Source organism: Enterococcus sp. DIV1444a, from assembly GCF_051712125.1.
In the GTDB taxonomy this organism is placed as follows: domain Bacteria; phylum Bacillota; class Bacilli; order Lactobacillales; family Enterococcaceae; genus Enterococcus; species Enterococcus faecalis.
This window is the reverse complement of the sequence record NZ_JBIOOG010000001.1, coordinates 476,881-492,461: the sequence shown is the minus strand read 5'-3', so window position 1 is coordinate 492,461 and position 15,581 is coordinate 476,881. Positions and strand designations below refer to the sequence as shown.

At 37.8% G+C, this 15,581-nt stretch carries 15 protein-coding genes; 5 read left to right on the top strand and 10 right to left on the bottom strand.

Features of this window, described 5'->3' with window-relative positions; genetic code table 11:
* The first annotated feature begins 19 nt into the window (after positions 1 to 19).
* Complete coding sequence (locus IGI87_RS02615) at positions 20 to 757, top strand: WxL domain-containing protein (protein WP_438736181.1); 738 nt, start codon at positions 20 to 22, stop codon at positions 755 to 757.
* Between the two features lie 80 nt (positions 758 to 837).
* Complete coding sequence (locus IGI87_RS02610) at positions 838 to 1,872, top strand: DUF916 and DUF3324 domain-containing protein (protein WP_438736180.1); 1,035 nt, start codon at positions 838 to 840, stop codon at positions 1,870 to 1,872.
* Positions 1,873 to 1,916: 44 nt separating this feature from the next.
* Here IGI87_RS02610 and ptsP read toward each other — a convergent pair whose 3' ends face one another.
* The 3 genes from ptsP to IGI87_RS02595 form a co-directional block, all read right to left on the bottom strand.
* Entirely contained in the window at positions 1,917 to 3,644 is a 1,728-nt protein-coding gene (gene ptsP, locus IGI87_RS02605) for a phosphoenolpyruvate--protein phosphotransferase (protein ID WP_002363173.1), read from the bottom strand.
* A complete protein-coding gene (locus IGI87_RS02600; RefSeq protein WP_002355551.1) occupies positions 3,644 to 3,910 on the bottom strand; it encodes a phosphocarrier protein HPr in 267 nt (88 codons plus the stop codon). Before IGI87_RS02600 ends, ptsP begins: the two co-directional genes overlap by 1 nt.
* 170 nt (positions 3,911 to 4,080) lie before the next feature.
* A complete protein-coding gene (locus IGI87_RS02595) occupies positions 4,081 to 4,272 on the bottom strand; it encodes a hypothetical protein (RefSeq protein ID WP_002366170.1) in 192 nt (63 codons plus the stop codon).
* A gap of 301 nt (positions 4,273 to 4,573) precedes the next feature.
* Between IGI87_RS02595 and IGI87_RS02590 the strand changes: the two genes are divergently transcribed.
* Positions 4,574 to 6,814 carry an AAA family ATPase gene (locus tag IGI87_RS02590; protein ID WP_438736179.1) on the top strand — a complete coding sequence of 747 codons (2,241 nt, stop codon included), beginning with the start codon at positions 4,574 to 4,576 and terminating at the stop codon, positions 6,812 to 6,814.
* A 195-nt stretch (positions 6,815 to 7,009) separates the two neighbouring features.
* Positions 7,010 to 7,324 carry a DUF1827 family protein gene (locus IGI87_RS02585; RefSeq protein WP_002355547.1) on the top strand — a complete coding sequence of 105 codons (315 nt, stop codon included), beginning with the start codon at positions 7,010 to 7,012 and terminating at the stop codon, positions 7,322 to 7,324.
* Positions 7,325 to 7,374: 50 nt separating this feature from the next.
* Here IGI87_RS02585 and IGI87_RS02580 read toward each other — a convergent pair whose 3' ends face one another.
* From IGI87_RS02580 to IGI87_RS02555, 6 genes are all read right to left on the bottom strand, one after another.
* Positions 7,375 to 8,433: a hypothetical protein gene (locus tag IGI87_RS02580; RefSeq protein WP_438736177.1), complete on the bottom strand. Its 1,059-nt coding sequence runs from the start codon at positions 8,431 to 8,433 to the stop codon at positions 7,375 to 7,377.
* 66 nt (positions 8,434 to 8,499) lie between these two features.
* Entirely contained in the window at positions 8,500 to 9,147 is a 648-nt protein-coding gene (locus IGI87_RS02575) for a DUF421 domain-containing protein (RefSeq protein WP_104853950.1), read from the bottom strand.
* 15 nt (positions 9,148 to 9,162) lie between these two features.
* Positions 9,163 to 9,606, bottom strand: a complete 444-nt coding sequence (locus tag IGI87_RS02570) for a DUF3290 domain-containing protein (protein ID WP_280211334.1) — start codon at positions 9,604 to 9,606, stop codon at positions 9,163 to 9,165.
* A gap of 175 nt (positions 9,607 to 9,781) precedes the next feature.
* Positions 9,782 to 11,356, bottom strand: a complete 1,575-nt coding sequence (locus IGI87_RS02565; protein ID WP_438736175.1) for a peptide chain release factor 3 — start codon at positions 11,354 to 11,356, stop codon at positions 9,782 to 9,784.
* A 173-nt stretch (positions 11,357 to 11,529) separates the two neighbouring features.
* Positions 11,530 to 12,909 carry a hemolysin family protein gene (locus tag IGI87_RS02560; RefSeq protein WP_104853947.1) on the bottom strand — a complete coding sequence of 460 codons (1,380 nt, stop codon included), beginning with the start codon at positions 12,907 to 12,909 and terminating at the stop codon, positions 11,530 to 11,532.
* A gap of 174 nt (positions 12,910 to 13,083) precedes the next feature.
* Positions 13,084 to 14,298, bottom strand: a complete 1,215-nt coding sequence (locus tag IGI87_RS02555) for an AI-2E family transporter (RefSeq protein ID WP_002384914.1) — start codon at positions 14,296 to 14,298, stop codon at positions 13,084 to 13,086.
* A gap of 75 nt (positions 14,299 to 14,373) precedes the next feature.
* Between IGI87_RS02555 and IGI87_RS02550 the strand changes: the two genes are divergently transcribed.
* On the top strand, positions 14,374 to 14,805 hold the full coding sequence (locus tag IGI87_RS02550) for a GNAT family N-acetyltransferase (RefSeq protein WP_280211332.1): 432 nt from the start codon (positions 14,374 to 14,376) through the stop codon (positions 14,803 to 14,805).
* An 87-nt stretch (positions 14,806 to 14,892) separates the two neighbouring features.
* On the opposite strand, the gene bph is transcribed toward IGI87_RS02550, so the two are convergent.
* Positions 14,893 to 15,426 carry a biofilm phosphatase Bph gene (gene bph, locus IGI87_RS02545; RefSeq protein WP_002355538.1) on the bottom strand — a complete coding sequence of 178 codons (534 nt, stop codon included), beginning with the start codon at positions 15,424 to 15,426 and terminating at the stop codon, positions 14,893 to 14,895.
* Between the last annotated feature and the right edge of the window lie 155 nt (positions 15,427 to 15,581).

Here is a 15,581-nt window from a genome sequence, read left to right as displayed (position 1 = left end):
CAAGAAAGAAGGAACAAAAATGAAAAAGATCGTGCGCATTTCAAGCATTTTGTTCGTTGCTACGCCTCTTATGCTTTTAAATAGTCCAAAAGTTGAAGCTGCTCAAGTCGCTTCTATTCAATCTAACGCTGATATTACTTTTGCTCTTGATAATACTGTCACGTCACCTGTCAGTCCGACGAACCCGTCTCAGCCTGTGACACCTAATCCTGCTGATCCTCATCAACCTGGTACAGCCGGACCCCTTAGTATTGACTATGTTTCAAATATCCATTTTGGGTCAAAACAAATTCAAGCCGGAACAGCAATCTTTTCGGCACAACTGGACCAAGTGCAAAATAGTACTGGCGATTTAATTAGCGTGCCAAACTATGTTCAAGTAACTGACAAACGTGGTCTAAATCTTGGCTGGAAATTATCAGTTAAACAGAGTGCGCAATTTGCTACAAGTGATTCAACACCCGCTGTTTTGGATAATGCGTCCTTGACCTTTTTAGCAGCAACACCCAATTCAACACAGTTACTTTCTTTGGCGCCATTAACGGTTCCAGTAACCTTGGATCCAACTGGTACCGCCACTTCTCCTGTGGCGACTGCCGCTCTTTCAACAGGAATGGGCACTTGGACATTAGCTTTTGGTAGCGGAGCGACCGCTGCTCAAGGCATTCAATTAACGGTTCCTGCGACAACAAAAAAAGTTGCAGCTAAACAATATAAAACAACGCTTACTTGGATTTTGGATGATACACCACTTTAAAAGAAGACAAACAAGGTATTGCATGAAACAACTTCGTGCAATACCTTCTTATAAAATATTGTCAAAAAGGAGTGCACACTATGAATCAGCAGCTTTTTAAATGGCTCCATGCTATTAGCGTCATCATTTTTTTATTTTTTATTGGCTCTTATTCTGTAGAAGCAAGCGAAATGACTTTTTCTATAAAAGCCATTTTACCCGACAATCAACGAACCAAAGAGACCAGTTATTTTGATTTACGTGTCGCTCCAAACCAAACACAAAAGCTACAAATCGAACTAACGAATCAAACAGCCAACGACATTACCGTGCTAGCTTCAGCCAATGCAGCGATTACTAATGATAATGGCTTGGCAGATTATTCTCATGCTAAAACAAAAAAAGACCCATCTGCACCTTTTACCTTTAATGAGATTGCACAATTACCAAAAGAAATCCACCTACCTAAACACTCAACAAAGATTGTTGAATGTCAGCTTACTTTACCGGAAAAACCATTTAATGGGTATATTTTAGGAGGACTCTACTTTGAACAAAAGTCAGATGAACAACCTGCTCACTCAGAAAACGGCGTGGCCATCAATAATCGTTTTTCTTATGTAGTCGGCGTCTTACTTAGTGAAACAGATGAACCTGTTCAGCCAGAATTATCTTTAAATGAAGTAAAAACCGATCAAGCTAACGGTCGTAACCGCGTATTAATGAATCTCCAAAACAAACAAGCGGCTATGATTAAAAAATTACAAGTCGATGCCTCTTTATATTATGAAAAAGAAACCAAACCTCGCTACGAAAATCACCAAGAGTCGTTAACAATGGCTCCTAATACAAATTTTAATTATCGGATTGACTTAAAGGAACAACCTTTTGTCCCTGGAAATTATACTGTAAAAATTAAAGCAAACGATGGTTATCAAGACTATTCATGGGAAAAACACTTGGTCATCCAAGAAAAAGAAGCTAAAAAATACAATGCTACCGCCGTCAACCTCCCACCCGAAAAGCACACCAATTTTCCTTGGAAACTGGTGAGTAGCATCACGCTGGTTTTTCTATTCATTTTGGGGAGCACGATTTATTATTTCAAGAAAAAAATACGTGAATCGCAACAATAAAAAAGCACATCGACAATTGTCGATGTGCTTTCATAATCACTTAATTATTTTGTATATTCTTCAACTAATGCAACGACTTCTTCCATCGTGTCGCATTCTTTTAATGCGCGGTCAGCAAGTTCAGCCATTTTAGTTGTGTCTAGACGTTTCATCAAGCTACGTGTTTTAAGGATAGATGTAGCACTCATTGAGAACTCATCTAAGCCCATACCCAATAGTAATGGAACAGCTGTTTGATCGCCCGCCATTTCACCACACATACCAGCCCATTTACCTTCAGCGTGTGCTGCATCAATTACATTTTTAATTAAACGTAAGATTGATGGGTTGTATGGTTGGTATAAGTAAGACACGCGTTCGTTCATGCGGTCTGCCGCCATTGTGTATTGGATTAAGTCGTTGGTTCCAACACTAAAGAAGTCAACTTCTTTGGCAAATTTATCAGCTAATACGGCAGCTGCTGGAATTTCAATCATAATACCTACTTGGATATCGTTTGAAACTTCAACACCTTCGTTGACTAATTTTTGTTTTTCGTCTTCAAAGATTGCTTTCGCTGCTCTAAATTCTTTCAAAGTAGCAACCATTGGGAACATGATACGTAAGTTACCGTGAACAGACGCACGTAATAATGCACGCATTTGTGTACGGAACATGCCGTCACCTAGTTCTGATAAGCTAATACGTAATGCACGGTAACCTAAGAATGGGTTCATTTCGTGTGGTAATGTTAGGTAAGGAAGCTCTTTGTCCCCACCGATATCCATTGTACGAACCACAACTGGTTTTCCTTCCATTCCTTCAAGAACTGCTTTATACGCTTGGTATTGGTCCTCTTCAGTTGGAAAGTCAGATGAATCCATGTATAAGAATTCTGTACGATATAAACCAACAGCTTCGCCGCCGTTTTTGTGTACGCCTTCTAAATCTTTTGGTGTACCAATGTTTGCAGCTAACTCAACATGTTTACCGTCAGCTGTCACTGTTTCTGCATTTTTTAGTTTATCCCATTCTGCTTTTTGATCTGCATAGGCTTTTGCTTCTGCTTCAAATTCAGATTTTTCAGCATCTGTTGGGTCAATAATAACATCCCCAATGATTCCGTTCACTGCTAAAATATCGCCTGCTTTTACTTTGTCAGTAATTTCTTTTGTACCAACGATTGCAGGGATTTCTAACGAACGAGCCATGATTGCTGAGTGAGAAGTACGTCCGCCGATGTCTGTCACAAAGGCTTTAACATACGTACGGTCTAATTGTGCAGTATCACTAGGTGTTAAGTCGTGGGCAACCACGATGACTTCTTCGTTAATCATTGAAGGATTTGGAAGAGTCACACCTAATAAATGTGCTAAGATACGTTTGGCAACGTCACGAATATCTGCTGCACGCTCTTGCATGTAAGCATTATCATCCATTGCTTCAAACATACCAATATACATATCCGTAACTTCTTTCAAGGCAGCTTCTGCATTGACTTTGTTATCTTGGATATTTTGTTTGATTTGACCAACCATTTCTGGGTCAGATAAAACCATTAAATGAGCATCGAAAACTTGCGCTTCTGCTTCACCAAGGCTTTGAGCTGCTTTGTCGCGAATTGCTTGCAACTCTTCAGTAGATTTTGCTAAAGCATCGTCTAAGCGAGTTGCTTCTGCTTCAGTATCTTCTACGGAAGTTTTGTTGAAAGACAAGTCAGGTTGAACTAGCAGGTAAGCTTTAGCAACAGCAACGCCATCACTTGCGGCAATCCCTTTTAGCATCTCAGACATTATTCAGCCAATCCTTCTTTTTGTAATGTTTCAACGATTGCTGCCATTCCTTCAGCTTCGTCAGCACCATCAACAGTGATTGTTACGTCAGAACCTTGACCAACGCCTAAAGACATAACACCCATGATTGATTTTAAGTTAACAGATTTACCTTTGTATTCTAAGTTAATATCTGAGTTAAATTTGCTTGCAGTTTGTACTAATAAAGTAGCTGGACGTGCGTGAATTCCTGTTTCTGCTACAATGTGAAATTCTTTCTTTTCCATATAAATCGGTCTCCTTCGTAAATAAAAAATTTTTATGTTAGGGTTTTCCTTTCTTGACACGCTAAAATCAAACGTCTACTCGAAAAAAGACCCTTTCAGTTTCTAAGATTACCATTTTTTTCTATCTTACACAACACTTTTTGCTTAAATTTCGTGATGTTTTGCACTGACTATTCTTCCTCTTTTTGGTAACGATAAATGATTCGTCCATTTAATCCCGCTTCTCCAACAATTTCCGCGCGATCAGGCAAAGAAATCCAAGCATCACGAAATTGGAAAAATTCATTTTGCTCCACGATTAATTCAGAGATTTCTCCAGCTTTTAATGAAGCAATTTTTTCTACAAAAGGATTTTCAGCCATTGATTTCACCACTCTTTCTCTTAAATATCAACTCTTACAGTTTACTTTAAAACGGCGCAATTGTCTGTAAAAAAATCGAATCTTTGCCTTTTTTTAAACAAGGTCTTTTACTTGATTCTCTTACAAAAAATGCTATAATAACCTCAAAGGTCAAAAATGGTCAAGTGGTTTTATAGACAGAATTTATTCCTGCTATCTAGTACTTGGCTGGTTTGAGGAAAAACGGTCTGTTTACTAGAAATAATAGAGCAAACAACTATTTTTCTGGCCTCAGTTATTTTGAAAGGATGTGTTTCATTCAATGATTTGTCAAAATTGTCAACAAAATGAAGCAACAATTCATTTATATGCAAATGTGAATGGTCAAAGAAAACAACTGGACTATTGCCAAAGCTGCTATCAAAAATTAAAAAATCAAGCAAATAATTCCCCTCAAAATATGGGACAAGACCCTTTTGGCTTTGGGAGTTTAGACGATTTATATCGCTCGCTTTCTCGTCAAATGCAACAAGGTAATCCTTATGAACAACAAACACCACCCACTCAATTTGGTGAGGGTGGCAATGGCGGTCAACCCCCTCGGGGAGGCGCTGGCGCTGGTCAAGGTTTACTAGGCGAGTATGGGATTAACATTACCGAAGCGGCACGCCAAGGAGATATCGATCCTGTGGTAGGACGTGACCAGGAAATTAAGCGGGTCATTGAAATCTTAAATCGCCGCACAAAAAACAATCCCGTTTTAATCGGTGAACCAGGTGTCGGTAAAACAGCCGTTGTCGAAGGTTTAGCCCAAAAAATTGTCGATGGCGATGTGCCCCAAAAATTATTGGACAAAGAAGTCATTCGTTTAGATGTGGTTTCACTTGTTCAAGGAACTGGTATTCGCGGACAATTTGAAGAACGGATGCAAAAATTGATTGAAGAAATCACTGAAGCTGAAAATGTCATTTTATTTATTGATGAAGTCCATGAAATTGTGGGTGCTGGCGCTGCTGGTGATGGCAATATGGATGCTGGCAATATTTTAAAACCAGCCTTAGCACGTGGTGAATTACAATTAGTCGGTGCCACAACTTTAAATGAGTACCGTATTATTGAAAAAGACGCTGCCTTAGAACGTCGGATGCAACCAGTCCAAGTCGATGAGCCAACCGTTGCCGAAACCATTACGATTTTACGTGGTCTGCAAAAACGTTATGAAGATTATCATCATGTCAAATATACAGATGAAGCGATTAACGCAGCAGCAAACTTATCCAACCGTTACATTCAAGATCGCTTTTTACCAGATAAAGCGATTGACTTGTTAGATGAATCTGGTTCTAAAATGAATCTAACCATTCAACTCGTCGATCCAAAAACAATTGATAAAAAATTAGCAGAAGCGGAACAACAAAAACAACAAGCTTCCGCAGAAGAAGATTTTGAAAAAGCGGCTTACTATCGTGATCAAATCAATAAATTACAAGCAATGAAAGAAAAACAAATCAGCGATGAAGAAACACCAGTCATCACTGAAAAAGATATTGAAGCCATTGTGGAACAAAAAACTGGTATTCCTGTTGGTGACTTAAAAGAAAAAGAACAAACCCAATTGAAAAATTTAGCTGTTGACTTAAAAGCTCACGTTGTCGGACAAGATGATGCCGTCGATAAAGTAGCTAAAGCGATTCGCCGCAATCGTGTAGGCTTAGGCAAGCAAAACCGTCCAATTGGTTCCTTCTTATTTGTAGGGCCAACAGGCGTTGGTAAAACAGAATTAGCGAAACAATTAGCCTTTGAGCTATTCGGTTCAGAAGATTCGATGGTTCGTTTCGATATGAGTGAGTATATGGAAAAACACAGTGTTTCTAAACTGATTGGTTCTCCTCCAGGCTATGTTGGGTATGACGAAGCTGGACAACTCACAGAAAAAGTCCGCCGTAATCCTTATAGTTTAATTTTATTGGATGAAATTGAAAAAGCGCATCCTGATGTTTTACACATGTTTTTACAAATTCTCGACGATGGTCGTTTAACAGATGCACAAGGTCGTACAGTCAGCTTTAAAGACACCATCATTATCATGACAAGTAATGCTGGAACAGGAGCTGTGGAAGCCAACGTTGGCTTCGGTGCTGCCCGTGAAGGTGTGACTAAATCTGTTTTAGGTCAATTGAACAACTTCTTCACCCCCGAATTCCTTAATCGTTTCGATGGTATCATCGAATTCAAAGCATTAAGTAAAGAAAACCTGATGAACATTGTCAGCTTGATGTTAGAAGAAGTAAATGGCTTATTAGCTAAACAAAAATTACACATTGAGGTTCCAACAGAAGTCAAAGAGAAACTCGTTGATTTAGGTTATGATCCTGCAATGGGCGCTCGTCCTTTACGTCGAACAATTCAAGAACAAATTGAAGACGGCATTGCTGAATACTATCTAGATCATCCTGAAAATCATCAATTAGTCGCAGCGTTAGATAACGAAGGTAAAATTATCGTAACTGGCGCACAAGAAGTGACTAAAACAGAAACTTCAACATCTGACCAAGCAGAATAATCAAAAATCCACACGCATTAATAACAATGCGTGCGGATTTTTTTTATGCTTTTCACTTTTTATTTTCATCAAAAAAAACTATAATAGAAGAAAGATCTTCGTATACTTGTTCCTCAGAGAAAAAATTCAATCTGGAACTCCTGTACATAATTGGAAACGCTCTTTTGCAGCACACAACTATAATGAGGTGATAAAATGAAATTAGTGAATGTGACCAATAGCTACAAACAATTAGTAAATAAACAATTGGAAAACACGGATGCTTACTTTGTAAAAGTCTACTCAGCAGGAAACACGACCGCTGTCTATTCGGAAGCAGCTCACCATGTGGAAGTTCTGATTATGAATAAAAATCGTCGTATTCGTCCGACAGAAGTAAAAGAAATTTTAGCAAAATTGTTAAAACGATTACCTAAAGAGGCTTATGACCCAGATGAAATTTCTATCATTGAGTTAAACCATGTGACCGAAGTGTCTGTTCCGTTAAAAGTTTCTCTCATGGAAAACTAAAAAACTGCCGAAGTTTCCCCACTTCGGCAGTTTTTTAATTTATTGTGACGTTATTTTTTTACAAGGCTTTGATAATTTTCCGACCAGGCTTCCTCATTTGTCGGACTGACTAATTTGTTTTCCTCAATTGCTTTTTTTCTTAAGTCATCCACTTCTTTTTTGAAATTTTCTCCCGATTTTTGAGCATAATCTTTTGAAAAATATTTTGATTGGCGGGAATAAGCCTTCAGTTTCGCATCTTTAATCTCTTCTTCTGTATCTGCAAAATATTCATCATAACGAAGATCTGTTATTTTCCCTGAATCTTTTAACGTAATAACAGTTAAACGTCCAGAAAGTCCCTCCCCAAAATCTTCTGTTAGACTTGTATAATGTTCTTTTGAGGGTTCTTTGATTTCCTTGGCTAAAGCCCTAGCAGCAGGAAGATAGCCATTATTAGCGCTATTGGATTGACCTTTGGCTGTCTGGAAGGCACCGTCTAGACGATTTTCGGCAACCATTTGATTTTCTAAAAAAGTCATCGTATTAACAACGGTTACTAACGATTGATCGGTTCGGGCGTTGTTCGCTTGAAAATTTGCATAGCCGGATAAACGTTTTGTCACTCCTGCCCATTCTTCAGAATAATAGTTTTTAGGTCCGCGTTCATCAAATTCCACGAACTGAATTTGTTGATCCTTAACAACTACATCAATTAAAGCCGTATAGCCGCCATCAAACACGACTTCATGATGATAATAATCCCCTTGAACTTCCCCGATTTCTGGACGACCTGACCAATACATCTTCTGGGCTTTTTCTTCTGGACTAATTCCTGATTGTCCATTATTAGCTTCTACTGTAGCGCCAGAAACAGCATCAACTTCAAAGGTATGTCCATTACGCTCATAACTCACTTTGGCAGCACTCTCCTTCGGTTGATTATTCGTATTTCCCTGCGCCTCCTGCTTTACAGAAGTGGCATTAGTGGCTGCCGAGGCACCACTCGTTACTTGGACTGCTTCTGCTTCAGTACTTTCTTTCATTATTTCAGTTTGTTGATCTGGTTGGCACCCCATTAAAATAATTATTGAACAAAATAACCCGACAGCTATCTTTTTAGTTTTCATTTGTCCTCCTTTTAAAACTCATTGAATTACCATTTAATTTTAATATAAGTAGGATGAAAAGTATAGCTACGCAATTGTTTTTTCTTCATATGGCGATAAACTTAACTGTCCAGATAAATATTCACCTAAATAGATTTCCTGTAATCTTTGGAAGCCTTGTTCTTGAATTTGCGTTAATAGCCAGTGCTCATCTTTTTTGATTAACTCCAGGACATCCATGTTGGCTTGACCGTCCACAATAATCGGGTAACGAATACTTTCATCGCCGTATTCGACGATCGTTAATTGACCGTTTTGTTCTAAAACCGCCCGTTTAACAAGCTGGACTTCATAAATACCATTTGCTCGTAGTTTAAACATCAGATCATTTGCAGAAATACCATTTTTCAAACATTCCTTCACCTCAACCTGTCCATCCTTAATTAAAGTAATGGGTTTACCATCCACAATTTGTTTCACATAGCGATTGTGTTCTTTTGCAAATTTTAAAATTAAAACTAATAATGTCCACAAAATTAACACTAATACAAATTGGAGTACCGTAATTGAATCATTATAAATGACACCACCAATAATGCCCCCCAATACATAGTTTTGCACTTGATCCATGGCCGATGTGGGCGCCAAATTGCCTTTTCCCATCAAATTAATTTGGACAATTAAACAAATAATACCCAAAGCAAATTTAATAATAATTGGACTATAAAACTGCATTAATTTTCCCTCACTTTACTTTATTATTTCAATCGTTGGCGTTAATAAATAGGTTTCTTGTAACGTATAAGACTGCTGGTCTGCACTTAAACTCATTTTATAAAACACTTCGTCAATTTTAACAATGGTTCCATCAGCCAATTGTGTACCATTGACATAAACTTTTTCTGGAGAAACCTTTTTTTCCTGTGCCACTTGTTCAACAAAATGTACCATTTGTGAAGATTGTGAATGCTGATTTTGGTTCAGTTGATAATTGGAATATTGAACTCCTAAAACAAATAACAATGATAAAAAAATAATAATACTTAATTCACGATATTTCGTTTGAATTTGATGTCGCACATAGAAACTAAACACAATGACTAGCCCGATTAACAAAGCAAAAATAAAAAAATACTTTAAGTAATCATTTAAATTAGATTGGCCTTTTAAATACTCGATGCCATAAAAATTCATGTTCTTGTCCACTCCTTGATAGGTTCGTTATAGTAATTATTCTATCTCAAAAAAAACAATCACGCTTGCTTTAGTGCTTTATAAGAAGAAAAAGCTCAGCGCAATCATCTTGAGAATGACTACGCCGAGCTTCAATCTTCTAAAGATTCAGCTACTGATTGATTACAAATTAATTTTACATCAAACTTTTCAGTTCAACATCTGGATATTTATCCGCAAACCAGCGTTCCGCAAATTGGTTTTCAAACAAGAACAATGGTTGGTCGAAACGGTCCCGTGCCAAAATGTTTCGGCTAGAGCTCATGCGTTCATCTAAATCTTCTGGATTAATCCAGCGGGCAATTTTAGAACCCATTGGCGTCATTACCACTTCGGCGTTATATTCATTAGACATTCGGTATTGGAAAACTTCAAACTGCAATTGACCTACCGCGCCAATGATGTATTCTTCCGTTAAATATGTTTTATATAATTGAATGGCTCCTTCTTGAACCAGTTGGTAAATGCCTTTGTGGAAAGATTTTTGTTTCATCACGTTTTTGGCAGTCACTTTCATGAATAATTCAGGGGTAAATGACGGTAACTCTTCATATTGAACATTCATTTTCCCTTCATACAAAGTATCGCCAATTTGGTAATTTCCCGTGTCGTACACGCCGATAATATCGCCTGCAACAGCTTCTGTGACGTTTTCGCGGGCATCCGCCATAAATTGCGTCACGTTACTTAATTTGACTTTTTTACCTGTTCTACCTAAGGTCACGTCCATGCCTCTTTCAAAAACACCTGAACAAATTCGAACAAAGGCAATTCGATCACGATGGGCTGGGTTCATATTCGCTTGAATTTTAAAGACAAAGCCTGAAAATTCTTTTTCGTAAGGACTTACTTCGCCGCCCTCTTCTGTTTTATGCGCATGTGGTGCAGGCGCAAATTGTAAGAAGGTTTCTAAAAATGTTTGAACCCCAAAGTTTGTCAAAGCAGAACCGAAGAAGACTGGCGTTTGATCACCGCGAGCGATTTTTTCCTCGCTAAATTCATCACCTGCTTCTACCAATAACTCAACATCTTCCAACACTTGTTGATAAACACTGTTATCGTGCAATGGTAAATCGCTTGGGATATCGCCATATTTTAAGGGAATAAAACGCTCCCCACCATTATTTTCTGGACGATATAATTCCACACGTTCATTATAAATATCGTATAGACCTTCTAGGCCTTTCCCCATACCAATTGGCCAGTTCATTGGATAAGATTCAATATCCAAAAGTTCTTCCAATTCTTCTAAAAGTTCCAATGGTTCCCGTCCGTCACGGTCCAATTTGTTAATAAAGGTAAAAATTGGAATACCACGTTTTTTAACAACTTGGAAAAGTTTTTTCGTTTGTGCTTCAATCCCTTTGGCACTATCAATAACCATTACAGCACTATCCACGGCCATTAATGTCCGATACGTATCCTCTGAGAAATCCTCATGCCCTGGGGTATCCAAGATATTAATCCGTTTGTCTTGATAGTCAAACTGCATCACAGAACTCGTTACCGAAATTCCCCGTTGTTTTTCAATTTCCATCCAGTCAGATTTGGCAAAGTTGCCTGTTTTTTTCCCTTTGACTGTTCCAGCTTGGCGGATGGCGCCCCCAAATAATAGTAATTGTTCAGTAATCGTTGTTTTCCCAGCATCCGGATGGGAAATAATCGCAAACGTACGGCGACTATCGACTGCTTCTTTTTGATTGATCGTCATAAAAATCTCCTTATCACTTGTGATGTCTATTTATTTATTTTCTTCAGCATAATTTTTGTTTAACCTTTGCTAGTATATCATGTCAAGCCTTGAGAATAAAGAGCGGCTATTGGCTGTTTTTTAAAAGGAAAACCTGCGACATTAGTCAAAATGACTGATGCCACAGGTTATTTTTAACGTCTTGGTTCGTCATCTTCCAACTCTTTACGGAAAAAACGACGATTTTCTTCTGGTTCTTCATCGACAGTTTCTTCATCATAGAAATAAACGCGTAAGACTAGCAAACGTGTGCCTTCCATTTCTTCAGCAGTTAACTTAATATTGCCCACTTCAAAAGAAGGTTTTTCTCCTTCATCAGGAATGGTTCCTAACGCTGTAATTAAGTAACCTGCCATCGTATCAACATCGCTCATGTGTAAATCTGTTTCGAATACTTCATTAAATTCGTCAATTAACATGCGCCCTTGAACCAAATATTCATTGTCATCTACTTGTGTATATAAATTTTCTACTTCATCTGTTTCATCATCAATTTCACCAACGATTTCTTCTAGTAAGTCTTCCAGTGTTGCTAAACCAACAACACCGCCATATTCATCTAGTAAAATCGCCATTTGGTTTTGTGTTCGTTTTAACTCATAAAGTAAATCATCAATAAAAATGGTTTCTGGAACAAATAATGGTTCTTGAATGATTGCGCCTAATTCAATGTTTTCAAAGCCTAAATTACGTGCAGCTTTTAATAACGTTTTGGTATGTAAAATACCAACAATTTTATCTTTGTCTTCACTATAAACAGGAATCCGAGAATAATTTTCTCCTAAAATTAAATTGATGTTTTCTTGGACATCATCTTGGATATCAACCATGAATGCGTCTGTCCGAGGAACCATTACTTCTCGTGCCACTTTTGTATCTAATGAAAAAACACCTTGTAGCATTTCTAGTTCTTCGTTTTCCAAAACACCTTCTGTTTCAAGCATGTAACGCATTTCATCTCGTGTCATCTTCGAATCAGCATCATCGAAAGTCATTGGTGTGATTTTAGATAATAAATCGGTCGAAGCCGATAGCAACCAAACGAAGGGACGCGCGATGACTCCTAAAAAGCGGACTGCACCAGAAGTCAATTGAGCGACTTCTTCTGATTTATTCATAGCAATTCGTTTAGGATATAATTCACCAAATACAATAGAAACGTACGTTAACAATGCTAAGATAATGATACTGGCAAGACTCTTAGCTGCGGCGCCACCACCTAATACAGGGGCCAAACGACTAGATAAAGTCTCTGCTAATGAAGCACCAGATAGGATATTAACCAAAGTAATCCCTACTTGGATTGTGGATAAAAAGTTATTGGGGTCTTGCAATACCTTAAGCAATTTTTGAGCTTTTGCGTCGCCGTCTTCCGCTTTTTGTTCCACACGATTCTTGTTAACAGATACGACTGCAATTTCCGCCGCTGCCAAAAAGGCATTGATAAACGTCAACACGACTAATAATAGAAGTTGCGCAATTAGCGACTGACTCTCAGGGTCAGCATTATTCATAATGTTCTCTCTCTCCTTAATTGTTGATAATTCTGAGGCTGTACTTTCGTACTCTTTTAACGTTCTTCCTCTTTTTATGGTTAGGCTTAGAAACAGACACAATCAGTATTATGACAGGTTATTTTCTATCCTAATCCATAAAATCATAGCACGAAAGATTAGCGGATTCAATCATTAACCGTTATTTTCTTTCGTATTTGTTTCATTCCCTAAAAGAACGGCATTGGTAACTTTTTCACTACGACCCGCTTTGACCATATCAATAACATAGTAGATAATGGTCCGGCAGATTGCGTAAAATGGGACACCGAGGAAAATACCTAGCAAACCTGCTAAATTTCCTGCTACCAATAAAATTAAAATAATCGTTAATGGATGGATTTTTAGAGATTTTCCAATAACGTTTGGATAAATAATATTTCCGTCCAATTGTTGAACCACTAGCACCACTAAACAACATAAGGCTGCTTTGACGGGTTCATTAAAGATGGTCACTAAGACAGCGGGCGCTAAGCCTAAATAAGGGCCTAGATAGGGAATCAAATTCGTAAAGCCGGCAATGACACCAAATAAAAAGGCATAACGAACGCCAAGTAATGAATACCCAATAATCGTAAATGTACCGACAAATAAACATTCAATCGCTTGTCCACTAATATAACTAGATAAAGTTTGGTTCAATTGTCCTAAAAGATCTACAATATCATCTTTTCTTTTCTCAGGTAAAAAACGCTGAATCGCTGGTACTAGCTTATCACCATCTTTTAACATATAAAATAAAATAAATGGCGCAGTGACCAAAACAATAGTGGTTGATGCCACCGTTGATACGATTGAACCTAAGCTACTTGATAAACTACTTAAAAATTGTTGGATAATGTTTGCATAAGAAATATCCATTTTTTCAATATAGCTTGTTAAATCAATTTGTTTAAAAATAGGTAACTCCGCAATCTCATAAATCCAGGTCTCCACTTGTTTAAAGAAATCCGGCATACTTGATGCTAAACTAGCTAGCTGATCTGCCAACTTAGGGATAATTGTTAATAAGATCAGAACTAAGGCGATGATTAGTAATAAGAATACCAGTAAGACGGCATAAATTCGTTTCATTTTCGTCTTCATTAGTAGATTGACCACAGGATTTAGTAAATAATACAAAAAGCCTGCTACTAAGACTGGGGCAAACAACGTTGAAAAGAATGTCCCAATCGGTGCAAATAAGAAATTAATTTTCGAAGCAATAAATAATAGCATGGCCACGACAAGTAATTCAACTGACCAGAAAAATAATTTCGATTCTTTAAATCGATTAATCACAGCGGCTCCTCCTTTATTTTTATTCAATTGTTGCTGTTTTATTTTATCACACCTTCCCCCCTCAGTCATTGAGAATACTTCATTGCTAGAACTTTTTCGTGGTATAATAAAATAGAAACAGATTCTGAACTTGGGGGTTTTTCTATGCATGTAGCTCAAACCAAAGATACCATGAGTGATCTTTATTTAGATGCTGTCCGGCTTCGCCAACGCGTATTCGTAGCGGAACAAGGGGTACCAGAAGAGATGGAAATCGATGAATATGAAGCACGTTGTATTCACTTTGTTTTGTATACAGATCATGTAGCTGTCGCAACTTGTCGCTTACTTCCACTAGAAAATGGCGTTATAAAATTACAACGAATGGCCGTTGAAAAAGCTTACCGTGGCGCCGACTATGGACGAGTGATTATGGAAGCGGCGGAAAATTTTGCCAAAGAACAAGGCTACCACAAGATTACACTAGGGGCACAAGTCACCGCTGTAGGCTTTTATGAACGTTTAGGCTATCAAAAAACAGGGGCGCCTTTTATGGATGCTGGCATTGAACACTACGAAATGAATAAAGAACTATAACATCATTTAAATCGGAAAATTTAGAGCTTGGAGCATTAGCCATTTTGGCTAATGCTCCAAGCTCCTTTTGTGGGCTGTTTACATCGGCTATTTTTTTGATAGCTGTTGATAACGTTGATACCAGATATCTACATATTCGGGCGAGAAGGGGCCTTTTTCGTTATTAATCCAATCCACTAAAGTCTTGACATTTTCTTTTAAAATGAAGTCAATATCTTCTGGATAATCCATTAGTTTACTATGAAATTCATATTCATCAACGTCTAGTAAACGTTTTTCACCATCTGGAAAAACCTTGATATCTAAATCATAATCAATATACTTCAACGCTTCGTCATCTAAAACATACGGCGAAGCCAGATTGCAGTAATACGAAACCCCCTTTTCTCTAATCATTGCTATTATATTGAACCAATATTTCTTGTGAAAATAAACAATGGCTGGTTCACGAGTCACCCACCGACGTCCGTCGGATTCCGTTACTAACGTGTGATCGTTCACACCAATTAAAGAATACTCGCTCGTTTTTAGTACCATCGTATCACGCCACGTTCGATGTAAATGTCCGTCATGTTTATAACTCTGAATGGTTACAAACTCGCCTTCTTTAGGAATTCCCATAATACCCCAACTTTCCCCAAATAAAGTAAAGCACTGTTACTTTTTGGGTGTTCATACATCGATATCGAAATAATTATATCATATCTTTTGAGTTTGCGTACATTGAGTTCACTTAAAGAAGACGATTTCTGAAAAAATTTAATTTAGATGACCAA